Origin of the sequence: Streptomyces sp. NPDC088157, assembly GCF_044741545.1 — a bacterium.
GTDB lineage: Bacteria > Actinomycetota > Actinomycetes > Streptomycetales > Streptomycetaceae > Streptomyces.
Window position 1 is genome coordinate 359,530 of the sequence record NZ_JBIUSU010000005.1, and the last position, 21,107, is coordinate 380,636.

The 21,107-nt window shown below is 68.2% G+C and carries 21 protein-coding genes, 1 tRNA gene and 1 pseudogene; 8 read left to right on the forward strand and 15 right to left on the reverse strand.

Features of this window, described 5'->3' with window-relative positions; genetic code table 11:
* Positions 1–889: 889 nt before the first annotated feature.
* Positions 890–1,294: a hypothetical protein gene (locus ACIPFH_RS21685; RefSeq protein ID WP_401828522.1), complete on the forward strand. Its 405-nt coding sequence runs from the start codon at positions 890–892 to the stop codon at positions 1,292–1,294.
* Complete coding sequence (locus ACIPFH_RS21690) at positions 1,287–2,261, forward strand: hypothetical protein (protein WP_401828523.1); 975 nt, start codon at positions 1,287–1,289, stop codon at positions 2,259–2,261. The genes ACIPFH_RS21685 and ACIPFH_RS21690 overlap by 8 nt, the downstream gene beginning before the upstream one ends.
* Positions 2,262–2,919: 658 nt before the next feature.
* Here the strand turns inward: ACIPFH_RS21690 and ACIPFH_RS21695 are convergent.
* From ACIPFH_RS21695 to dcd, 5 genes are all read right to left on the reverse strand, one after another.
* On the reverse strand, positions 2,920–3,753 hold the full coding sequence (locus ACIPFH_RS21695; protein ID WP_401828525.1) for a helix-turn-helix domain-containing protein: 834 nt from the start codon (positions 3,751–3,753) through the stop codon (positions 2,920–2,922).
* A complete protein-coding gene (locus ACIPFH_RS21700) occupies positions 3,750–4,277 on the reverse strand; it encodes a DUF6879 family protein (RefSeq protein ID WP_401828526.1) in 528 nt (175 codons plus the stop codon). Before ACIPFH_RS21700 ends, ACIPFH_RS21695 begins: the two co-directional genes overlap by 4 nt.
* Positions 4,264–4,452 (reverse strand): hypothetical protein, encoded by a 189-nt coding sequence (locus tag ACIPFH_RS21705; protein ID WP_401828528.1) that lies wholly within the window; start codon positions 4,450–4,452, stop codon positions 4,264–4,266. Before ACIPFH_RS21705 ends, ACIPFH_RS21700 begins: the two co-directional genes overlap by 14 nt.
* 292 nt (positions 4,453–4,744) lie before the next feature.
* Positions 4,745–5,248: a phosphoribosyltransferase gene (locus ACIPFH_RS21710; RefSeq protein WP_401829220.1), complete on the reverse strand. Its 504-nt coding sequence runs from the start codon at positions 5,246–5,248 to the stop codon at positions 4,745–4,747.
* A 20-nt stretch (positions 5,249–5,268) separates the two neighbouring features.
* Positions 5,269–5,844, reverse strand: coding sequence for a dCTP deaminase (gene dcd / locus ACIPFH_RS21715; RefSeq protein WP_356247059.1), 576 nt, complete (start codon positions 5,842–5,844; stop codon positions 5,269–5,271).
* A 565-nt stretch (positions 5,845–6,409) separates the two neighbouring features.
* Between dcd and ACIPFH_RS21720 the strand changes: the two genes are divergently transcribed.
* Positions 6,410–6,483, forward strand: a tRNA-Gly gene (locus tag ACIPFH_RS21720).
* A gap of 49 nt (positions 6,484–6,532) precedes the next feature.
* On the opposite strand, the pseudogene ACIPFH_RS21725 reads toward ACIPFH_RS21720, so the two are convergent.
* Positions 6,533–6,751 (reverse strand): annotated as a pseudogene (locus tag ACIPFH_RS21725) (site-specific integrase); the annotation flags it as partial.
* A 190-nt stretch (positions 6,752–6,941) separates the two neighbouring features.
* Here ACIPFH_RS21725 and ACIPFH_RS21730 point away from each other — a divergent pair.
* Together ACIPFH_RS21730 and ACIPFH_RS21735 are read left to right on the forward strand one after the other, a co-directional pair.
* Positions 6,942–7,553: an RNA polymerase sigma factor gene (locus ACIPFH_RS21730; protein ID WP_401828529.1), complete on the forward strand. Its 612-nt coding sequence runs from the start codon at positions 6,942–6,944 to the stop codon at positions 7,551–7,553.
* Positions 7,550–8,536: a CU044_5270 family protein gene (locus ACIPFH_RS21735; protein WP_401828531.1), complete on the forward strand. Its 987-nt coding sequence runs from the start codon at positions 7,550–7,552 to the stop codon at positions 8,534–8,536. The genes ACIPFH_RS21730 and ACIPFH_RS21735 overlap by 4 nt, the downstream gene beginning before the upstream one ends.
* 98 nt (positions 8,537–8,634) lie before the next feature.
* Here ACIPFH_RS21735 and ACIPFH_RS21740 read toward each other — a convergent pair whose 3' ends face one another.
* Positions 8,635–10,329: an NAD-dependent malic enzyme gene (locus ACIPFH_RS21740; RefSeq protein ID WP_401828532.1), complete on the reverse strand. Its 1,695-nt coding sequence runs from the start codon at positions 10,327–10,329 to the stop codon at positions 8,635–8,637.
* 298 nt (positions 10,330–10,627) lie between these two features.
* Here ACIPFH_RS21740 and ACIPFH_RS21745 point away from each other — a divergent pair, with 298 nt between their 5' ends.
* From ACIPFH_RS21745 to ACIPFH_RS21755, 3 genes are all read left to right on the forward strand, one after another.
* A complete protein-coding gene (locus tag ACIPFH_RS21745; RefSeq protein ID WP_401828534.1) occupies positions 10,628–11,470 on the forward strand; it encodes an SDR family oxidoreductase in 843 nt (280 codons plus the stop codon).
* Between the two features lie 41 nt (positions 11,471–11,511).
* On the forward strand, positions 11,512–12,609 hold the full coding sequence (locus tag ACIPFH_RS21750) for a class I mannose-6-phosphate isomerase (protein ID WP_401828535.1): 1,098 nt from the start codon (positions 11,512–11,514) through the stop codon (positions 12,607–12,609).
* An 81-nt stretch (positions 12,610–12,690) separates the two neighbouring features.
* Positions 12,691–13,527: an alpha/beta fold hydrolase gene (locus ACIPFH_RS21755; protein ID WP_401828536.1), complete on the forward strand. Its 837-nt coding sequence runs from the start codon at positions 12,691–12,693 to the stop codon at positions 13,525–13,527.
* A gap of 142 nt (positions 13,528–13,669) precedes the next feature.
* On the opposite strand, the gene ACIPFH_RS21760 is transcribed toward ACIPFH_RS21755, so the two are convergent.
* The 8 genes from ACIPFH_RS21760 to ACIPFH_RS21795 form a co-directional block, all read right to left on the reverse strand.
* Entirely contained in the window at positions 13,670–13,957 is a 288-nt protein-coding gene (locus ACIPFH_RS21760) for a hypothetical protein (RefSeq protein WP_401828538.1), read from the reverse strand.
* Positions 13,954–16,758: a class III lanthionine synthetase LanKC gene (lanKC, locus tag ACIPFH_RS21765; protein ID WP_401828540.1), complete on the reverse strand. Its 2,805-nt coding sequence runs from the start codon at positions 16,756–16,758 to the stop codon at positions 13,954–13,956. The genes ACIPFH_RS21760 and lanKC overlap by 4 nt, the downstream gene beginning before the upstream one ends.
* A gap of 45 nt (positions 16,759–16,803) precedes the next feature.
* Complete coding sequence (gene mpaP, locus ACIPFH_RS21770; RefSeq protein WP_401828541.1) at positions 16,804–18,471, reverse strand: daptide biosynthesis intramembrane metalloprotease; 1,668 nt, start codon at positions 18,469–18,471, stop codon at positions 16,804–16,806.
* 238 nt (positions 18,472–18,709) lie between these two features.
* Positions 18,710–19,453: an ABC transporter permease gene (locus ACIPFH_RS21775; protein WP_401828542.1), complete on the reverse strand. Its 744-nt coding sequence runs from the start codon at positions 19,451–19,453 to the stop codon at positions 18,710–18,712.
* Positions 19,446–20,312 carry an ABC transporter ATP-binding protein gene (locus ACIPFH_RS21780; protein WP_401828544.1) on the reverse strand — a complete coding sequence of 289 codons (867 nt, stop codon included), beginning with the start codon at positions 20,310–20,312 and terminating at the stop codon, positions 19,446–19,448. Before ACIPFH_RS21780 ends, ACIPFH_RS21775 begins: the two co-directional genes overlap by 8 nt.
* A complete protein-coding gene (locus ACIPFH_RS21785) occupies positions 20,309–20,506 on the reverse strand; it encodes a hypothetical protein (RefSeq protein ID WP_356247014.1) in 198 nt (65 codons plus the stop codon). Before ACIPFH_RS21785 ends, ACIPFH_RS21780 begins: the two co-directional genes overlap by 4 nt.
* A 152-nt stretch (positions 20,507–20,658) precedes the next feature.
* On the reverse strand, positions 20,659–20,814 hold the full coding sequence (locus ACIPFH_RS21790) for a daptide-type RiPP (RefSeq protein WP_356247012.1): 156 nt from the start codon (positions 20,812–20,814) through the stop codon (positions 20,659–20,661).
* Positions 20,815–20,913: 99 nt separating this feature from the next.
* The gene (locus tag ACIPFH_RS21795) at positions 20,914–21,090 is read right to left on the reverse strand and encodes a daptide-type RiPP (RefSeq protein ID WP_356247010.1); all 177 of its coding nucleotides are present in this window, start codon (positions 21,088–21,090) and stop codon (positions 20,914–20,916) included.
* Positions 21,091–21,107: the final 17 nt, after the last annotated feature.

Below are 21,107 nucleotides of genomic sequence, written 5' to 3' on the forward strand. Positions count from 1 at the left end.
TGTCTTCTATCGCCAGACGGTTAAGGTCTGGCTCTTCAATCCCAGATGAGAGAGAACCCTAGGGTTCTCGTGTTCGTGATGGACAGATGGCCTTCGACAGATTCACTACTGGATCTCACCTACACCTACTGCTATGCACTCCGGTGCTTAACGGTGACCTCCATCCGTTCATGGACCATCTGACAGTTGTTTCTCATTCCATCCACCGATGACCAGTCGGCAACAACCACCCCCATAGCTTTGCGAAGGGGGATGGTCGTCTTGACTTGGTCACGGCGGCTTGAATGTAGCCGCCGCCTGGTAGCTACCTTCAAAGATGTTCTTGACTGCAATCTGTGCATCCGTCAGGTGTGGCTCATCACGCCTCTGACCTGATGGAACGTCAGGGCCGGCGGCGGCCCTGGTGCAAATTGCTCCCAGGAAGAACCGCCCCCACTAGGGCGAGGTCAGTATCAAAGCTGCCCCGTCCACTGAGGATCAGAAACCACCTCCTGATCCTCCACCTAGTTGACGCCGGGTCTTCCGTTGTTCTACCCGGCTAGTCCGCTGCTGCCCCCTCCTAAGTAGCGCGGATGCTCTAGCGCTGAATCCTCACAGCGCTCCTGTCTCTCCTCGGTCATGTATCCCCGGGGAGAGGCAGGGTTCTTTACTCGCAACACTGCCACCCTCCGAGGTGGCTTTTTTATTTCCCCACCAACCTTCAATTGAAGGGACGACCCATGAAGCTATGCCCGAAGTGCAACACCCTCAAGCCTGAGAAGAAGTTCTACAAGCAAACCAAATCGCCGGATGGGCTCCAGTATCACTGCAAGGAGTGCCATCGAATCATTGCTAGGAAGTGGTATCAGGATCACAACCACTTCCACATCCGCAAGGAAGGGAGCTATCGATGACCAATGCCACTACTCCTCGGCTACTGGATTCGAAGTCCAGGGCCGTGTTCTACCGAGCACCCCATCTGGAAACCAGTGATTCCCGGATACCGCTGTGGCTCACCTACTCGGCTCCAGTACTTCACCATGCCATCCCAGCAATCCCAGCCGGTGGGAACGGCACCGCTGTTGGTCTCACCCTGGTTGCCTCTTCAGACGGCGCAGTGCGCGTCTACAGCGGTCCGGTAGGGGATTACCTCGGCTTGGTCGAACGGGGATTCCGAGGATGGCTCCAACGATTCCGCCTTGAGAAGCAGGCCCGTAAGCGAGCCAAGCACGAACAGAACGAAATCTTGAAGCAAGAGCAGGCTGCCGAGATTGCAGCCAATCTACTGAATGAACTGGAGAACAAGCATGCCTGAGACTTTTAACCCCATCCTAGACTTTGATGTTCCGTCGCTTGAGTACCGGCACCAGCCGGTGAATCAGGCTCATGTGAATCAATTGGAGAGGGAGAATCGCAAGCTTGCCGACAAGCTTGAGTACCTGACTGACCCCACTAAGCGCAAGCCCTTCGAGATTCCTGCACTCCCTGCCGGATACCAGGAGCATTCCACCGATGATGCCGGTGTGAAGAAGGCTGGAACCGAACTCGTTAAGCGACTTGCTTACGTCGGTAGGCAGATCGATTCTCACCAGATTCAGATGGTTGCGTTCCTGGATTCCATTGCTCAGCGATCGACTGCTGAGCAGGCATACGAAAAGGCACTGACGGCCGCCGTAGAGGCTGGCAAGGACGCTCCGGCCCCTATCACCCATGACGACCTGTCCGGCTTGCACGCGGAGCTGAATCGCCTTGAATCGGCCATTGCTACGGGTGCCCGTCTTGCTCACGAGGCTCGCAGGGTTTTGGATAGCGAGTACGAGCGTCTTTACCGGACAGACGCGTTTAGTCGGTACTCCGACAAGGAGGCTACTGCTCTTACTGAGGATGCCTCGAAGGCTGTTGCGCTGCTCCGTGAGATTTTCTCCAGGCGTGACGCTCTGCTGAGTAAGCTTCCTGACGCGTTCGCAGACCTTGACGGAGTTCCCTTCGTCGTGCCGGTGAAGTTGGGTCGTGGAGGCTTGGACCCGAATGTGACTGCTGGTGGAGCCACATTCAGTATTGGGGAAGCCCTGGCAAAGCTGGAGGCTGCCACCATTCCGGGTGACGGAATCCGCAAGTGGTCGGTCTCTCAGCTCACCGAGGAAGAGAAGAGCGACTACGCCGACCGAGCCGCTCGCGCGAAGGTCGATAGGGAAGATACTCGCACTGCCGGGGAAAGGAACCAGGACTTCGAGAATGAGCGATACGCGAACTACCTCGACAATGGAGGCCGCCTGAAGTGAACGCCATGGATGAGGCTCGGGAGTTTGCTAAGCAGCATCGAGGATGGGTGCGAGGCGGTCCCCCTGCCCGTATCCATGATGACTGGCAGGCCGAGGTCGAGGAATTCGGACCTCTCGGTTTTGGTGGGATGGACCCAACCGGCAGTGAAAGCGTGCTAGATGCTGCAATCGAGTCTGACTACCTCACTCCAGTGAAGTTCCGGCATGACTGGTAGATGAAACGAGGAAGCCCCCGGACCTAACCGGGGGCCTCTTCCTTGTTTGGTGGGGACGGCTGCTGCGGGTTTGCGGTCCGCTCCCTTTCCGGAGGAGGGTCGGTCCTGTTCGTCTTCGCTTCCCTCGGAAATTTAGGGTTCTGCATCGTCACGGGCATGAATGGGGCAATCGGGCCGAGCATCACACACACCCCTCGTAATGCCGGTAAGAACCATGAGCTGGGGTTCCGGACTGACGCTCGATAGTCACCCGCCAAACGCGGTCCATGCTCTTGAAAGGCTGCTGACAGTCGGAGCACTTCGCTCCATTTGGCGGGTACGTAACGTAATCGCCCCGACATGCGTCGGTCTCTGAGGCTGCCGTTCTGGTGATCACCGTCGCCCGCCCTTTCATCGCATCTCGATTCGCTGGGAACCATCGTGGGCCGGTTTGCCAGCGGCTGCTAGCCGCTTTCCCGTTGCTGCAAAAGGTCGTCTCTGATGGACGCCAGAGCTGCCCTCATGTCGTCGCCCTGAAGAGCGCCGGATGCAAATCCATCGAACTTGGCGACGTACAGTGCAACGTCTCTCGGGTCGGTCACGACAACTTCCGCGTGCACGGTCTCTACCGTCACCGCGCGATCGTCACGGACCACGAAAGCGTGATTGGGAATATCGTGCTTCGGGCCTGCGAGAGGCACCATGAGGACGTCAACGTTCGGGAGCCTTGACACGGAGATGAGCCGGTCTATCTGCCCGACCATGACCATGGGAGGCACAATCAGCCAGCGGAGAACAGGTTCTGTGATCACGAACCGCAGTGTCTTTCCCGCGTCGTACAGAACCTCTTGCCGTTCAAGCCTCGCGCTCACGGTCTGACGGACCGCTTCCTCTGTCAGGTCGTCGTGCCGGGACAGAATCGCCCGCATGTACTCGGGGGTCTGGAGGAGGCCCGGCACCAGGGCGGGCTGGAAGAGTCGTAGGAGCGTCATGCGGGCTTCAAGAGCCCTCAACTGTCTCTGTGCCTTATGGAGCCCTGCACGTTGTATGAGACGCCATGCTGTGGATTCTGTTGCTGCCGCACGGGCGGCATCCATGTACTCGGCTTTGACGTCGTCTGAGACGCCGATGGCGGTCAGGATGCGGTCGATGTCATCAGCGGTTGCTGAAGTCTTGCCGGTCTCGATCTTGCTCAACTTGCTGGCCGACATGACAGCGCCACGGGCAACGACTTTGGCCTCTTTCCCCGAGGCATGTCGTAGTACCCGCAGCGCCGCACCAAGCTCTGAACGGTTCACTCCCCGTACTTTGCCCACCAGTCCGCGAACGGAACAGCGTCAGCTAGAGCTGTGGCACGGTAGGTCGCGTACTCGGGGCCCCGATCATCCGGCAGTACATCGGCCCCGAGGAATTTGCCGTCATGGCTGTAGCGGAAGCGTGCCGGAGTGATTGAGTCGAACAGCCAGAAGTCACCCACATCATTGGGGAGAGGGTTCGGCCGGTCGGTCACATCGAGGATGAAGAACTCTTCACCGGCCGTGGCATTCGTCCGGTAGCCCCACCCGAGTTCGAACCGCAGATACGGGCTGAGTGGCCGCGTGAGGATGTGGACGCGGTACACGCGGCGTCCTGAGTCGACATAGGCCCGAATCTCGTCGAGCCAGTCAGCGTTGTAGTCGGCAGGCTGCGGCTGGCCGTCGAGGTACAGCCGGTACGCGTCGACGTTCCCAGATTGGCTGTAGTCGGCGAGGGTTTCGAGCCGGAACGCTTCCTGCCGGAAGTTGTCGAACAGGTCCCCCAGGGAGGGCTTAGAGCTGCCCACCGAACGCCTCTCGGATTAGATCCATAGGAATCTCTACCAGGTGTTCGTGTCCGGGGATGTTGAGCCCGTGATCCTCGGGCGTCTCGCCCTGTACGAGGATCGTGCCCCGGTCGGTCTTGTAGATCGTCGGGCAGTCCTTCTTGTCGCACGTCGTCGCCAGCATGGTCACCTTCACGAGCGTTCCCCTTCCCGTGGACGGAGCGTCTCGTCTGATCGTTGCGAGGTGGCCTGTGTGGGGCAAGGGGTTCGGGTTTCCAGAACGGGAAATCGTCCTTGCGACACGTGCCGTGGCGTTGCTGGTCAGTCGTTGCAGCTCCCCGCGTGCCATCCGAAGTCCCCTTCGGCTGGCCCCTGTTGGGGCTTCTGCCTTGACCGTACGAGGGGCTCCGACCTGCGGCCCGGCTCTCGCTGGCCGGACACACAGAAGCCCCCACCGGACGGCAGGGGCTCAGCGCTGCGACCTGGGCTTACGCGTCCAGGACGGTGGTGTGGTGCTGGACCACAGGCGGCTCAACACTCCAGGGGAAATTAATCCAGACCGAGTCGTCGGTCCGCTTCCACACGTACTCGCACTTCACGAGCGACTGGGACTTCTCGTAGACGACGGCGCTGCGCACCTCGGCGACGGCGTCCAGGCAGAAGTCGCGGACGAGCTTGAGCGTCTTGCCCGTGTCGGCGACGTCGTCGGTGATCAGGACCTTCTTGTCCGAGAAGTCGATGACGTCGGGGACGGGCGCGAGCATGACCGGCATCTCGAGCGTGGTCCCCACCCCGGTGTAGAACTCGACGTTCACCAGGTGGATGTTCTTGCAGTCGAGGGCGTAGGCGAGCCCACCGGCGACGAAGACACCGCCGCGGGCGATGCTGAGCACGACGTCGGGTACATAACCGTCGTCGGCGATGGTCTGCGCGAGCTCCCGGACGGCGGTGCCGAACTGCTCGTAGGTCAGGTTCTCCCGGGCCACGTCCACGCCGCTCGCGGGGTCGCCGCTCACACCTGGGTCCGGTGGAAGTTGAGGAAGGACCGGGAGGCCGTCGGCCCGCGCTGGCCCTGGTACCGGGACCCGTACCGCTCGCTGCCGTACGGGGACTCGGCCGGCGAGGTGAGCCGGAACATGCACAGCTGGCCGATCTTCATGCCGGGCCAGAGCTTGATCGGCAGGGTGGCGAGGTTGGACAGCTCCAGCGTCACGTGTCCGGAGAAGCCGGGGTCGATGAAGCCGGCGGTGGAGTGCGTGACCAGCCCCAGCCGGCCGAGGGAACTCTTCCCCTCGAGCCGCGAGGCGAGGTCGTCGGGGAGCGTGATGATCTCGTAGGTACTCGCCAGCACGAACTCCCCCGGATGGAGGATGAACGGCTCGTCGCCCTCGGGCTCGACCAGCCGGGTCAGGTCGGCCTGCTCGACGGAGGGATCGATGTGCGGGTACCTGTGGTTCTCGAACACCCGAAAGTACCGGTCAAGCCGTACATCGATGCTCGACGGCTGCACCATGGATTCGTCGTAGGGGGCGATCCGCACTCGTCCGGCGTCGATCTCGGCCCGGATGTCCTTGTCTGAGAGAAGCACGTCCCGAGGATACGCATGGCGCGCGAAGCCATCACCATCGGACGACTCCGCGCGCCAGGCCAGCCGACGCCTACAGCGCTTCCAGCGCCTCAGCTCCTCCGACGACCACCGCTCCTGCTCCTGCTCTGCTCCTGCTACCGCTTCTCGAGAGTCACCGGCACGACGCTCCGCAACCGGGTGCACCGAGGACACCGGACGAGCCGTCCGGGACCGAGCCGCTCAGCCTGCTGCATCGGGAACGAAGCGGTGCTGAACACATGCCCATCGGCACAGCGGACGACGGTGCGCTCCATCAAGTCCATGAGTCCCTTCCCCAAGAGCCCTGTCCGGCTACTGCCCGCCGGACCATGAAAGCCACATTACGGGACGATCGGGACGACCCTCCAGGCGGCACTCCGACCCCGCCCGACCCCTCTTCCACGCCTCCACCGTACGCCCCAACTCCGGTTCCCCGCAGCCGGATCCCTCCCCGGAAACGCACTCGGCCCCCAAGGCTTCATCGCCCGGGGCCCGGTATGAGGTAGAGTGACGGAGCGTTCCGACACCGGTCCTGACCGGCGTTTTTGCGGGTGTAGTTTAATGGTAGAACATCAGCTTCCCAAGCTGAGAGCGCGAGTTCGATTCTCGTCACCCGCTCCACGAAGAAGGCCCAGGTCATCGACCCGGGCCTTTTTGCTGTGCTCGGCGATCACTCGCCGCGTGCCAGATTCGTGCCAGAACGTTGATCTTCGGGGGCGGCTGTCTCGGCTTCTGGCACGACCGCAGCTTCCTGCACTTCCTGGCGTGCCTTGCGCACGGTCGCGTCGAGACCCGCTGCAACTTCCTGCTGTCGGTCGTCGTCGGAGTGCTGATGGATCAGCGCGGCTTTCTCCGAGGACTGACCGGCGCGGACCATCGTGTCCTTGATCAGTTACGGGCACGACACAGCCCGGCGGATCTCCACGCTCCGCGAACCAAGGTCATCTCGGGCTCAAGGTCTGCTTTCCATACACGCGCCAGCGGTGAGAGGCCCGAGGGAACTCGCCGGAGGCGAGCGGCGAAGGAGAGATGAAAGCCCAAGCCTTCAAAGCATGTTCCCTTGAACGAGAGGAGCCCCGATGACCGTCGAGCCAGGCGTCCGCACGGGGGCGGAGAGCGATGCCTCGGTGATTGCGCGGTCCCGGGACGAGCCCGAAGCATTCGCCGTGCTCTTCGACCGATACGCGGATGAGGTACATCGCTATCTGGCCCGCAGGCTCGGTGGCGAGCCGGCCGACGACCTCATGGCAGAGACCTTCACCACCGCTTTCCAGCACCGGCACCGGTACAACCCCTCGCGGGCCACGGGCGACGGCGCCCGGCCCTGGCTGTTCGGTATAGCGACCAACCTGGTCGGCCGACACCGGCGGGCCGAGGGCCGCCGCTTCAGAGCCATGGCCCGCATCCCGGCCGCGGCCGATCACGAGGAGCCGCTGGCCGACCGTGCCGCGGCCCGGGTGGGGGCACAGGCCGTACGGCACGAGCTGGCAGCGGCACTGGCCGCCCTGCCCGCACGGCACCGGGACGTACTACTGCTGGTGGCGTGGGGCGGTCTCGGCTACGAGGAAGTGGCCCAGGCCCTCGGTGTCCCCATCGGCACGGTCAGATCACGGCTGCACCGGGCTCGCAGCAAGTTACGCGAAGCGTTGGGCGGATCCGATCCCACGACACTGCGAGGTACCCGGCCATGACTGACGAACTCGAACTCCTGCGGGACTGGGACACGGACGCTGCCCCGCTCACCGACCCGACCCGAGCGAAGGCCCGCTACCGACTGCTCAACGCGATTGCGCGCGCGCAGCAGCACCCCGATGCGGCCCCCAGCCGCCGCCACGCGCTCCGCCTCGCGACAGCTGCGGTGGTCGCCGTGGCGGCTACGGGAACGGCGGTACTGATCACTCAGGGCGGCACCGACGAGGGTGATCACCCCGACCGTGCCGACCGCGTATCGGGCACGGCGACCCCGAGGATGGGTAACGTCAGCGCCGTGACCGTGCTGAACGGGGCGGCAGCGCAGACGGGCACGTATGAGAAGCCTGTGGCGCCGCGCGACGACCAGTTCATCTACTCGAAGCGGATCATCAAGGAGACGGAACGCAAGACCGGCGCGGTCAAGACCTACGAGGACGTGAACTGGGACTCGGTGGACGGCTCCAAGCGCTCCTTGACCATGGAACTCGGCCGGGTGATCTGGGAGGAGCCCTTGAAGAAGGGCGAGAGCGTGTGGCCGCCTCGGGAGTGGAGCAAGCTGAAGAGGCTGCCCACCGACCCGCAGAAACTCATTCCGTACATCGCCGGCGGCGGACCGTCCAGCAGCTCGATCAGCGACTTCACCGCACAGGAATGGTTCCAGGCCTACTTCATGCTCGGTGAGCTGCTGAAATGGCCGGTGCTGCCCCAGGGGCTGCGTCCCGCCGCGTACAAGGCGCTGGCCCTGGTGCCCGGTGTCGAGGCAGTTCCGGGAGTGAAGGACTCCGCCGGGCGCACCGGGGTGGGGATTTCCTACCCCGAGAGCCCGTTCGCGAAGGGCAAGTACCTCATCTTCGACCCGGAATCCTATGAATTCCTGGGCTTCCGCGACGAACGGACTTCGGCGTCCGGCGACAAGACGTACATCCAGCTGTCACACGTGGTGGACTGGGCGATCGTCGACCGGATGAAGCAGCGCCCATAGCCCGCCCATGGCCCCACTGTTTCGTTCGCGCGCGGCCGCTGTCGATACGGAAGCGTGAAAGTGCCTTCCCAACCCGGGACTCCAGGCGCCTCGTCCCGTCAGCCGTACTCGGGCTGCCACATGGCGTCCTGGACCTGCTGGATCACGTCGTCGAGGCGGGTCCGGGCGATGCCCTCCGCGGCGGCTCGGCGGGCGACGGCCGCGGCGACCACGGCCGAGGATGTGCGCAGGTTCTCCACCTCCGGCAGCAGGGTGGCCCCGGACTCCGACAGGTCGGCGAGGCCGGCGACGGCTTCCGCCGCGGCCTGGAGCATGCCGTCGGTGATCCGCTCGGCGCGGGCCACCACGGCGCCCAGCCCCAACCCCGGGTAGAGAAGGGCGTTGTTGGCCTGGCCGATGACGTACGTGGTGCCGTCCAGCTCCACCGGAGGTACCGGGATGCCGGTGGCGACCAGCGCCTTGCCACCGGTCCATCGGAGCACGTCCGCCGGCATGGCCTCGATCTTCTCCGTGGGGTTGGACAGCGGCAGGACGACAGGTCGGTCCACGTGGCGGGCCATGGAACGCACCACGTCCTCGGTGAAGGCGCCGTGCTGGGTGGAGGTTCCCACCAGCACGGTCGGGTGTGCCCGGTCCACCACGCTCGGCAGGTCGGCCGGCCTGTCGTCGGGCCACTCGTCGTCGGGGCGCGCGTACGGCTGCTGGTAGTCGCGGAGTCCCTCGGTGGACTGCCGCAGCAGGCCCTGGCGGTCCACGCACCAGATGCGGCGGGTGGCCTCCTCGCGGCCCAGTCCGTCGCGGACCATGGCGTCGCACAGCTGGTCGGCGATGCCCACGCCTGCCGTCCCGGCGCCGAAGACCACGATCCGCTGATCGCGCATGGGTGTGCCGGTGACCCGTGCCGCGTTCATGACGCAGGCCAGTGTGATCGCGCCGGTGCCCTGCATGTCGTCGTTGAACGTGCGGATCCTCTCGCCGTACCGCTGGAGGATGCGGCGGCCGTTTCCGGGGCCGAAGTCCTCCCAGTGCAGCAGCGCGCGCGGGAACAGCTCGCCCACCGCCTCCACGAAGGCGGCGACGAACGAGTCGTACGCCTCGCCGCGCACCCTGCTGTGCGCGTTGCCGACGTACAGCGGGTCGTTGAGCAGCGCCTGGTTTCCGGTGCCGACGTCGAGCATCACCGGAACGGCCCGCCCCGGGTGGATGCCCGCGGCGGCGGTGTAGACCGCCAGCTTGCCGACCGAGATCTGCATGCCGCCGACACCCCAGTCGCCGATGCCGAGGAGTTGCTCCGCGTCGGTCGCCACCACCAGGTCGACGTCGTCGGGGCCCAGGCCGAGCGCCTGGAAGGCGGGGCGGATGTCCTGGGGCCGGTCGATGGAGAGGTAGACACCGCGCGGTCGCCGGTATTCGTGGCTGTACCGCTTGATCGCCTCCCCCACGGTCGGGTCGTACACGATCGGCAGCAGCTCGGTGAGGTGGTCGGTGAGCAGCCGGAAGTAGAGGACCTCGTTGCGGTCGTGGAGCTGCTCCAGGTACACGTTCTTCGCCAGATCGTCCGGCTGCGCCCGTAGTTGCTCCCACGCGCGGCGCGCCTGGAGCTCCAGCGAAAGCACCGCGGGCGGCAGCATCCCGACCAGGCCGTGGCGTTCCCGCTCCTCCTGGGTGAAGGCGATGCCCTTGTTGCTCAGCGGGTCCGTGAGCAGTGCGCGGCCGGCCGGTCCCTCAGGGCCGGTGCGGCCTTCTCGCCCTCCCTTGCGGACGTCCTGTGCGCGATTGCGGGGCGGCACCATCGGGTCTCCTTGCGTCGGGCGCTTGCCATCCGGACCTGTTTGTCCTCACGCACCCGGGTAACCCGCTCAACAGAACAGGGGCACCGTCGCGTCGCCCTTTTTGCCGCTTCTTTGACGTGGCCGTCCACTCAGGTCCGTCGGCACCGGCGCCTCCGTCCCGGTGAGTCGGTCACCGCTCCCTCGAGGCGCCCCGGCCTGTCCCGCGGCCCGGCGACGGGACCCCGGCGCCGGGAAGCGGGCAGGCACGCGCCCTGGCACCCGACCGGAAACGCAAGGAAGAAAAAGGAGGTACGTCTCCATGGACAAGCCCGCACAGCAGCAACAGCCTCCGGGTACCGAGGAGGACCTGCGGCCCGAGGCCGACCACGGTGAGCGCAGCTACCGCGGTTCGGGCCGACTGGCCGGGAAGGCGGCCGTGATCACCGGTGGCGACAGCGGCATCGGCAAGGCCGTCGCGATCGCCTACGCCCGCGAGGGCGCCGATGTCCTCATCTCGTACCTGGACGAGGAGGACGACGACGCCCGCGACACGGCTCGCTGGGTGGAGGACGCCGGCCGCAAGGCGGTCCTGGTGCCCGGTGACCTGTCCGATCCCGCTCACTGCCGAGAGGTGGTGGCACGGGCCGTCGAGGCGTTCGGCCGCATCGACGTCCTGGTCAGCAACGCGGCGTTCCAGATGTTCCGCGACTCGATCGAGGAGATCCCCGACGAGGAGTGGGACCACACGCTGGCGACCAACCTCAGTGCCATGTTCCACCTCTGCAAGGCGGCGGTGCCGCACATGAAGCCGGGGGCGTCGATCATCGCGTCCAGCTCGGTGAACTCCGACACGCCGCCGCCGGGCCTGCTGGCGTACAACGCGACGAAGGCGGGCCTGGCCAACATGGTCGGCTCGCTGTCCCAGTCGCTCGCCGACCGGGGCATCCGGGCCAACAGCGTCGCCCCCGGGCCCATTTGGACGCCGTTGATCCCCGCCACGATGCCGCCCGAGCAGGTCGAGGACTTCGGCGGCCGGACGCCACTGGGACGGGCCGGACAGCCGGCCGAACTCGCCCCGGTGTACGTCCTGCTCGCCTCGGACGAGGCCGCGTACGTCTCGGGTGCGCGCATCGCCGTCACCGGCGGCCAACCCATCCTCTGACACTCACACGCCCCGACCCCCATCAGGAACCAGGAGAGACCGTGGACTGGTACCCCTTGCGGCTGACCACCCCGGTCAAGCAGCACGTCTTCGGCGGACGGATCCTCGCCGAACGGCTGGGCCGTACAGGCCTGCCCGACGGCCCGGTCGCCGAGACCTGGGAGGTCAGCGATGTGGACGGCGAAGGAGGGCGGGTCACCGACGGGGCGCTGGCCGGCTGCTCGCTGCGCCGGCTCGTCGAGGAGCACCCCGACGAACTCGTGGGGCGCGGGTGGCGCGGCCCGCGCTTCCCCGTGCTGACCAAGTTCATCGACGGCACCGGTGCCCTCCCGGTCCATCTGCACGCCGACGACGACACCGCACGCCGGCTGGAGGGCGAGCCCCACGGCAAGACCGAGGCATGGCACGTCCTCGACGCTGCACCGGGAGCCACCGCCCTGGTGGGGACCAAAGCCGGTGTCAACCGGGACACGCTGCACCGGGCCCTGCTCGCACAGGACTTCGACGCGGTCATGTGCCGGCTTCCGGTGCGGGCCGGGCAGACCGTCTACGTGCCCGGTGGCACCCTGCACAGTTTCGGCCCCGGCACCCTGGTCTACGAGATCGAGCAGACCTCCGACATCCAGCAGCACGCCATGCGCCGGCACATGGAGGACGGCTCGGAACTGGACGAGGAGGAGTGGCACACCAACCTCGGGCGGCTCCTCGAGGAGTGGCGTCCCGGTCCACACCCCGAGTTCCACTCCGGCCTGAGCGTCCGGGTCGACGACACGGTGGAACGCACCGTGCTGTGCGTCGGCCCGTACTTCGCCCTGGAGCGGTGGCGGGCGGGCACCGCGGCCCCACTGGTGCACGACTTCTCCACCGCGCTGGTCGTCAGCAACGCCGGTGCCCCGGTCACCGTGGAGTCCGGTGGCCGCTCCGAGCGGCTCGGGCGCGCCCGCAGTCTGCTGCTGCCGGCCGCGCTGGGCCGCGTACGGATCCAGGGGCCCGCCGATGTCCTCTTCGGCTACCTGCCCGACCTGGAGCAGGACATCCGCACGCCGCTGCTCGCGGCGGGGCACGGGGCCGCCGCCGTGGCCGCGCTCGGTGAGGGCCTCTTCCCGGCGCCGCCGGGGCCGGGCGCCGGGCGGCACTGAGACGAGCGCTCCGGGAACACCCGACACCTCACCGCTGATACGGACACCGCGCGGCGGGACACCCCACGTTGAAGGAGAGCCATGGGCGACATCACCACCAGCGACGGCGTCACGGTCCACTACGAGGAACAGGGCTCCGGCCCCCCTCTCGTCCTGATCCACGGCTGGGGTTTCAGCGGTCGCTTCTTCACCCGCAACATGGACGCCCTCGCCGAACACGCCCGCGTCATCACCGTCGATCTACGCGGTCACGGCGACTCCGGCAAACCCCGCCACGGCTACCGGGTGTCGAGGCTGGCCAAGGACCTGTTCGACCTCTTCGAAGAACTCGACCTGCGCGAGATCACCGTCCTGGGCTGGTCACTCGGCTGCCCGGTCATCTGGAGCTACCTGGAACTGTTCGGCAGCCACCGCCTGGCACGCGCGGTGTACGTCGAGCAGGCACCCCGCCAGTACTACGCGCCGGACTGGAAGCACGCACACGCCACCTGTTACGACGAGCCCTCCCTGGCCGCCCTGCAGACCCAGCTCAGCTGCGATCCACCGGCCTTCGACGAGGACCAGATCGGCACCATCCTCGCCACCGAACCCACTCCTGCGGAAAGGGAGTTGCTCTTGGCCGAGATGGCCAAGTCACCCGCGTACGCACGTAACGCGCTGATGGCCGACCACACCCGCCACGACTGGCGCGACCTGCTGCCCACGATCCGGTTGCCCAGCCTGGTCCTGGTGGCACGTCAGGACCAGGTGTTCCCCTGGCAGGGCCCCGCCTGGGTCGGCGAGGCGCTCCCGGGCGCCCGGACCGTCTTCTTCGAGCACAGCGGCCACGCGCTGTTCTTCGACGAGCCGGAGAAGTTCCACCGGACGGTCACCGGCTTCCTGACCGACAGCAGGAACGATACGGGGGCACTCGTATGAACAGCCCTGCACCTCCGTTCGCCTTCCCCACGGCATCAACCGCTCGGCGCGGACCGTGTCGTCGAGCCGGGAGGACTTCCACGGAGTCGCGAAACCAGGTCTCGCCGCCTGATCAACCAGCACCCTCATCGCATACGCACCCTCACGTGTTCTGCGTGATGTCGGTCCAGCGCCATGCGCGCAGGGACGAGTCGGTGAAGATCCGGTCCAGCGCCCGGTCCAGATCCGAGTCCAGATCCGAGTCCAGATCCGAGTCCAGGTCCGTCTCCTTAGGACGACGAAGGCGGACGGTGAAGCGTTCGCCCGCGAGCTCCGGTTCGTAGTCCCAGCCATCGGGCAGCAGGGCGACGAACCGTACGACTGCCAGTTCCGGGGCACCGGCCACCTCGGTGGACCGGGGTTCGATCAGGACGACGCGGCGGCCTGTCATGAACGGCGACGGCGGGAGGACGGAAAGAACGGCAGGCCCCCGCCCGAGCCGAGTGCCTCGTCCAGGGCGAGCAGGACCCCCGCCGTGCCGGTGGCGAGGTCGGTCGACAGGCGCAGGGTCTGGTCGCCGAGGAAGGCGGGGTGGCCCGCGTACGGGATGGCGTGCCAGCCGAAGGCCACCAGGTGGCGGCGTACTGCGGCGTCGGTCTCCGACTCCCGCTCCGGCTCGGACTCCCGCTCCGGCACCCGCTCCGGCTCTGGCTCCCGCTCCGGCGTTCTGTCGCGCAGGTGCCGCAGGGCGAGCGTCGCCCCGGCGCGGCCCTGGAACAGGCCCGCCTGGGCCTGGTAGAGGGCCGCCACCGAGGACTGGAGGAGGGGGAGGGCGTCGGTCAACTCCTGTTCCGGAGAAGAGAGATGAGGGAGCACGTCGCTCACGACCATCGCCACTCCCGCCCCGCCCACCGCCAGGTACGGCATCCGGCTGATGCCCGGCCCGGCCGACAACTCGGCGAGGTCGTGACGCAGCGCCTCCACCGCGCCGTGCAGCAGCTTCCGGTCACCCGTCTTCTCGTACAGCCGCAGCAGGAACAGCGCCGCGCCCGTCGCCCCGTACAGCAGGCCGGGGCGTGGGCGGGCCGCGTAGCCGCCCGGGGTACGGTCCGCGACCAGCTCCGCGAGGCGTTCGGCCGCGTCGAGGTGGCCGAAGTGGAGCAGGGAGAGGCCGATGCCGGGGAGGCCGGCGAAGAGGGAGCCGTCCAAGTCGTCCGTCGGCAGGGCGAGGGCCCGGTCCAGGACTTCACGGGCCTCGACCGTACGGCCCAGGGCGTCGAGGGCGTACGCGATGCCGTGCAGGCCGTCGTAGAAGCCGGGGCGGGGCTCGGCCCAGCGGCGTACGCGCCCGGTCAGCCAGTCCACGTGCGCGGCCGGGATCTCCGTACCCGCGCTGCCCAGCGCCCACAGGACTCCGGCGGCGCCGTGGGCGAGGTTGAGGCCGCCGCCCGGGGCGGTGAACTGGGCGATGTCGCCGGGGAAGAGGCGGTCCTCGCGGTCCGGGGTCGCGGTGGCCAGGATTCCGGTCGAGAGTGACGCGCGCAGGGACGGCCAGTCGGCCGGGGCGAGGGTCTCGGGCCACACCTGGGCAGCGGCGCGCTCGGCGCTCGCGTCGCCCACGGCGGCCTCGGCAGTCTCCTGTCGTGCGTCGACCTCGGCGGCCTCGGCGGCCTCGGCGGCCTCGGCGGCCTCCTGTCGTGCGTCGGCCTCAACGGACCCAGCACTCACCGCGATCCCAGCGTCCGTACCGGCCTCAACAGCCCCGACCCTCACCACGGTCCCAGCGTCCGCACCGGCCCCGGTCGCGCCGGTCGCCTCGTCACCCTTCGGGCCCGCCAGGTCCGCCTCCACCCGCTCCGCGAAGTCCGCCGGTACCGGGAAGTGCTCCGTCACCAGCGCGATCAGCTGCTGCGTCTTCTCCCGGCCCCAGCCCACCACCACCGTCAGCGGCAGGAACACCGCGAGCCGCAGGCAGCCGAGTGCGTACCGGTCGACCGCCGCGCCCACGTAACCGGCCGGCGCGCGGAAGCCGGGCGCGCCGATCGCCTGGGCCGCCGCGTCGTCGACCGGGCTCGCCGTCTCCAGGTCGATGAAGGCGATCGTGCCGTCCGGCCGGACCAGGACATTGTTGGGGTGCAGATCGCCGAAGACCACGCCCCGGGCGTGCATGGCCCGCACGCCCTCATCGATCTGATCGATGACGGACAGGGCCCAGGAGGTGTACGCCGTGAGCGACTCGGGGGAGGCGTCGGCATCCGGGCTCAGCAGCGGGTTGGACTCGTGGATGCGGGTGTGGAGCGATGCACCGGGCACGAACTCCCTTGCCAGGAAGTAGTGTTCGCGGCCCTTGCGGTAGTCGATCAGCGGCGGTACGCAGTCCAGTCCCGCCAGCCGCTCCAGCGCCCAGCGCTCCCGCTCCAGCCGGGCCACCGCGTCCGCGCCCTCCTCGTCGAGGCCGGCCAGCGGGCGGGCCTCCTTGAGGAGCACGGTGGCGGAGTCCCCGGTGCCAGGGCCCTGGCGCAGGTCCGCGGCCTCGTAGACGCCGCCACCGTTGGAGAAGTGCAGCGCCCTGAGCGCGCGGAACGGGAAGTCAGCCATCGTGCTCGCGTTGCGGGCCGCCAGCGACTCGGCGAGGCAGTCCGGCAGCGTCACCCACGCGGGCGGCCGGAACCCGGGACCGCGTACATCGGGGACGAGGCGGCCGTCCGGGTCCTCGACGCAGTGCACCGGGTCGCCCTTCGCGTCCCGGCCGAGGCGGGCGACGAAGCCGCCGTAACGGACGTAGAGCGGGCCGGAGCGCCAGCGCAGGTCGCTGAGGATGTACGGTCCGGGCTCGCCGCCCACCTCGGCGTCCAGCTCGACGAGCACCCGCTCCAGCTGGGGCTCGTCCAGCGGGTAGACGGTGATGAACTTGCCGCTCGCGCCGCGGTCGCCGTACTTGCTGTTGCGCCGGTTCAGGACCTTGACGCTGCGGATGTACTTGAAGGTCAGCCGCTCGCGTACGCAGTAGGCGCGAACGACGTCGAGGATGCGGTCGGCGTTGTCCCGGGTCGCCGAGACATGGATCTTCCAGCCCTGGCCGGGGAGTTCGGTGTGCGGCGGGGTCAGGACCACCCAGTCGCTGTTGACGGTCCGGGTCCAGCCCGCGGGGGGTTCCGCCACCACGTCAGCGGGCTCGGTGGCGGCGGCGGTCGCCGGGTCCTCGTAGAACGCGTTGTCCGCCTGGCAGTAAGTCACATACCGGAGATCCATGATCGTTCCCCTGTCCCTCTCCGTTTCGGCTTCTCGGCTTCTCGGCTACCAGCGCCAGGCCGGCGCGACGTACTTGGTGTAGAGCCACTCCCAGCCCGGCAGGCTGCCCGCGTCCAGCTGGGCCGTGCCCGAAGCGTCGGCGGGAGCCCGGCCCTGCGCATCGCTCACCTCCAGCGGAAGACCGAGCGCCGGGGTCGGCAGGGCCTCGCTGCGGACCGGGATCAGCGCCGACAGCGGGGCCATGGCGTCCGTGCCGTCCGCCCCGTCGACGGCGACCGTCGCGGCGCCGGTCTGCGCGCGGGTCGCGATGCCTGCGCGGTAGAGGCGTACCGGGGCACCGGCCTCGATCAGCGAACGGTCGGTGGAAAGGGGCAGGAGCAGCGTGATCCGGCCGTCCTTGGCCGTCGTATAGCCGCCGTTGACGGTGTACGGGACCTGGACCGACTGCCCGAGTACGCCGAGGGCGGCAGCGGCGAGGGCGAGCACCGCGCCGAGGCGCCAGGAGCGCCCACCGGCCGTACGGGCCTCGCGGGCGAAGCGGCGTACGCCACGCGCCAGGTGGTGGAGGAAGTAGCCGATGCCGCACAGCACGAGGAGCGCGCCCAGGGCGCCGAGGCGCTGGAGGCTGTCCGACCAGAGGGTGATCGCGCCCGCCACGATGTAGAGCGGGAAGGTCATGCAGAGCAGGCCGAAGGGGACCGCCCAGCGCACGCCGGGCAGTTCGCGGCGGTAGCCGGTGCCGCCGATCAGCAGGCGGGCCAGCCATCTGCGGGCGTCGGTCATCGCCCGGTCGCGCAGATGCGGGATGTCGAGGTGGCTCATCAGCGCGATGTAGCCGTCCAGCTTCACGAACGGCAGGAGGTTGAGAATGCCGGAGAGGTAGGTGACGACGGCGTACACGAGGACCCCGTCGCGCGCCGCCGAGTCGCCCATGAAGAGGGTGGCGAGGGCGGCGCCCCCGGCGATGACGGTCTGGGTGGCGATTCCGGCGAGTGCGACCCGTACCCGCTGCTCCTTGCGCGGCAGCCGCCAGCCGTCGGACACATCGCAGAAGAAGGCCGGCGACATGTAGAAGAGCATCATGCCCATCCGGGTCGGCCGTCCGCCGTAGTACGTGAGGACCGCGCCGTGACCGATCTCGTGGACGGCGGTGGTGGCGAGCACCGCGCCGATCACGCAGAGGTAGAGCAGGGGCGCGAAGGGGCGCCCCAACGCGCCCTGGAGGTCGGCCGTTCGGAGGGCCAGGGCGAGCAGTCCGCCGATCGTGACGGCCGAGGCGGCCACGGCGGCCCTACGGTTCGCGGCGGCCGCCACCAGCGGGGCGAGCCGGGCCAGCAGCCGGTCCGGCTTGAGGAGGGTGAACTGGAGGGTGAGCGGCGGGACGAACCGGAACCACGAACTCCGGTCCTTCTTCGGCACCCCGTCGTCCAGCACCTTCGCCCCGGCGAGTGTCCGCACCGCCGAGCCGACATCGGCCTGGGTCCAGGGCGCGCCGAGGGCGTCGGCCAGGTCGTCGTGGTCGCGTACGCCGTCGACGGCCCGGACGAGGCGGGCCAGGTCCTCCTGGAGGCGGAAGTACTGGTGGCTGCCGCGCTGCACCACCCAGGGCGCACCCGGCTCGGCCGGCTCGTGGACCACCACGTCGGGGGCGAGGCGGGGACGGGCCAGCCGCTCGGGGGCCAGAAGTACGGCACCGGCGGGTGTGCTGGACATGCCTGGTTCTCTCCTCAGGACGGCGGGACGTGGCGGGTTTCAGCGGACTCGGACGACGTCGGACGGCGTCGGTCGGCATGGGGCGGCGTCAGCCGGCACGGGACGGCACGGGACGGCACGGGACGACGTCAGCCGGCACAGGACGGCACGGGACGACGTCAGCCGGCACAGGACGACACAGGACGACGTCAGCCGGCACAGGACGACACAGGACGACGTCAGCCGGCACAGGACGGCGTCAGACGACGTCGCGGGCGGTGAACAGTCTCCGGGCGAGGAGCCCGGCGGCCGCCAGCCAGCCCGCGATCACCAGCAGCGCGAGCGGCGTGGACAGCAGCTCGGGCTTCATGTCCCGGTAGACGGAGCTCTGGGCGATCGTCATCAGGTACTTGCCGGCGTCCGGCACCAGGGCCTGCACCGCCGGATCGACGACCAGGGTCAGCGCGACGACGGTCACGACGGCCCCGACCTGATGCCGGACGATCCAGCCGATCAGCGCGCCCCAGGGAGCGGCGAGCGTGTTGACGGCGAACACGCCCAGCAGGATCAGCCAGGTCTCGCCGTGCCACGCGGGCTCGGTCCCGTCGGCCGCGAGCGCCCCCCAGGCGGAGGCGAGGGACAGTGCGGCGGTGAGCAGTGCGGCAAGGGCGCCCACGGCGGTGGCGACCAGCACCTTGGCGGCGAGCAGGCGGGTACGGCCGCCGCTCATCAGCACGGAGCGGCCGATGGCACCCGAGGTGTACTCGCGGGACACGGAGATCGCGCCGAAGAGAGAGGTGAAGAGCGACATCATGAACCAGGAGCGGACGATGTCGTCGGTGACGGCGGCCCGGCCCATGGTGCCCTCGTCGATGGCCGTGGCGCCCTGGGAGGCGTAACCGAGGGCACCGAGCAGGGACATCAGGACGCCGCATCCGGCAAGGATCAGCCAGCCGCGGCCGGTCCAGGCCTTGGCCCATTCGCCGGCGAGCAGGTTACGCATGGTTCTGTCCTCCGACAGCGGATGGTGCGGTCGTCGCCGTGCCGACCGATGACGCGGCCGTCGCCGTGCCGACCGATGACGCGGCCGTCGCCGTGCCGACCGATGACGCGGCCGTCGCCGTGCCGACCAGGGAGAAGAACCGGTCTTCGAGGCGTTCCCCGTCGCCCGCGCCGACGAGTCCTTCGAGCGGACCGGCGTACCGCAGCGAGCTCTGGATGATCACGACGTCGTCCACGGTCTGCTCCACCTCGGAGAGCAGATGGCTGGAGACGAGGACGGTCCGGCCCTCGTCGGCCAGGCCACGCAGCAGGCCGCGCAGCCAGCGGATGCCGTCCGGGTCGAGGCCGTTGGCGGGCTCGTCCAGGACGAGGAGTTCGGGGTCGGGGAGCAGGGCGGTGGCGAGCGCGAGGCGCTGTTTCATGCCGGTCGAGTAGCCCTTGACGGGGCGGGAGGCCGCGCCGCCGTCGGCCAGGCCGACCAGGTCGAGGACCTCCTCGACGCGCTGCTTGGGCAGGCCCAGGGTCCGGGCCCAGATGGTGAGTTCGCGTCGGGCGCTGGCTCCCGGGAGCGGCCCTACGGCGTCCATGCTGACGCCCACCCGGCGAGCGGCGTGGGGCAGTTCGGCGTACGGGCGGCCGAAGACGGACGCCTCGCCGGAGGTCGGCCGGCAGAGGCCGAGGAGCATCCGCAGCGAGGTGGTCTTACCGGCTCCGTTGCGGCCGAGGAGGCCGACGATCCGGCCGGGTCGGACCTCGTACGTCAGGTCGTCGACCGCCGTGACCTCGCCGAAGCGCTTGGTCAGGCCGCGCAGGGCGACGACGGGGGCGGCGCCGGTGCTCGAGGCGTTCGCGGTACTCAACGGCGCGCCTTACGGAGATTGCCACCGATCCGGACCAGGCAGCTCAGCATGACGACACCGAGGCCGGCCATGACGAAGATCTCGAGGCCGCCCGTCAGCTGCGTGGTCGCGACCGCCATGCCGAGCGGGATGAGAGCGCAGGCGAAGGCGAGGTTCTTGTTCTCGGCCGCTGCCTTGTCTCGGCTGTTGGCCATGCTGGACTCCTTGGTGGGGCGAGGTGGTGGAAGACGAAGCGCGGATTCCGCGGTGGCGGCCCAGGGTCCTCCGAGGTCCCAGGGACGCCGCCGCGGAAATCCGTATGCGGTTCAGTCGCCGCTGATCAGCTGGATCCGGTGGATCGGCCGGATCAGGTGGCGATGACCGCGCTGGCGACGGTGCTGATCACGACGCCGGTCTTGAAGCCGCTCCAGAAGCCCGGGGCCTCCATGGCCTCCAGCTCCTGCATGCCCAGCTCCAGCGACGCGTCGAAGTCGTGCGCCTCCTGCGTGACGATGTCCTTCATATCCGTTTCCCTCCCGTTGAGTTGAGACTGAATCGAGTCGAGTGAATCAGGTCCGCCGGCCGGGCCTTCATGGCCTGCCGCTGCGCGACCACGGTCCGATCAGGTGATGATCGAGACGGCGACGCCCGTCGAGACACCGACGGCCGACACGACGGTCGCGCCCACGACGACGCCACCGGCGGTCCACCAGCCCGGGGCCTCCATCGCCTCGAGCTCCTGCATGCCCAGTTCCAGGGCGGAGCTGAAGTCGTTGTTGTTGTCGAAGTTCTCCTGCATGGGAACTCCCCCTTTTC

What these genes read in the sequence shown, in the direction of transcription:
- ACIPFH_RS21685 (WP_401828522.1), top strand. Translation starts at nt 890, where the DNA reads ATGACCAATGCCACTACTCCTCGGCTACTGGATTCGAAGTCCAGGGCC.
- ACIPFH_RS21690 (WP_401828523.1), top strand. Translation starts at nt 1,287, where the DNA reads ATGCCTGAGACTTTTAACCCCATCCTAGACTTTGATGTTCCGTCGCTT.
- ACIPFH_RS21730 (WP_401828529.1), top strand. Translation starts at nt 6,942, where the DNA reads ATGACCGTCGAGCCAGGCGTCCGCACGGGGGCGGAGAGCGATGCCTCG.
- ACIPFH_RS21735 (WP_401828531.1), top strand. Translation starts at nt 7,550, where the DNA reads ATGACTGACGAACTCGAACTCCTGCGGGACTGGGACACGGACGCTGCC.
- ACIPFH_RS21740 (WP_401828532.1), bottom strand. Translation starts at nt 10,329, where the DNA reads ATGGTGCCGCCCCGCAATCGCGCACAGGACGTCCGCAAGGGAGGGCGA.
- ACIPFH_RS21745 (WP_401828534.1), top strand. Translation starts at nt 10,628, where the DNA reads ATGGACAAGCCCGCACAGCAGCAACAGCCTCCGGGTACCGAGGAGGAC.
- ACIPFH_RS21755 (WP_401828536.1), top strand. Translation starts at nt 12,691, where the DNA reads ATGGGCGACATCACCACCAGCGACGGCGTCACGGTCCACTACGAGGAA.
- ACIPFH_RS21760 (WP_401828538.1), bottom strand. Translation starts at nt 13,957, where the DNA reads ATGACAGGCCGCCGCGTCGTCCTGATCGAACCCCGGTCCACCGAGGTG.
- lanKC (WP_401828540.1), bottom strand. Translation starts at nt 16,758, where the DNA reads ATGGATCTCCGGTATGTGACTTACTGCCAGGCGGACAACGCGTTCTAC.
- mpaP (WP_401828541.1), bottom strand. Translation starts at nt 18,471, where the DNA reads ATGTCCAGCACACCCGCCGGTGCCGTACTTCTGGCCCCCGAGCGGCTG.
- ACIPFH_RS21775 (WP_401828542.1), bottom strand. Translation starts at nt 19,453, where the DNA reads ATGCGTAACCTGCTCGCCGGCGAATGGGCCAAGGCCTGGACCGGCCGC.
- ACIPFH_RS21785 (WP_356247014.1), bottom strand. Translation starts at nt 20,506, where the DNA reads ATGGCCAACAGCCGAGACAAGGCAGCGGCCGAGAACAAGAACCTCGCC.
- ACIPFH_RS21790 (WP_356247012.1), bottom strand. Translation starts at nt 20,814, where the DNA reads ATGAAGGACATCGTCACGCAGGAGGCGCACGACTTCGACGCGTCGCTG.
- ACIPFH_RS21795 (WP_356247010.1), bottom strand. Translation starts at nt 21,090, where the DNA reads ATGCAGGAGAACTTCGACAACAACAACGACTTCAGCTCCGCCCTGGAA.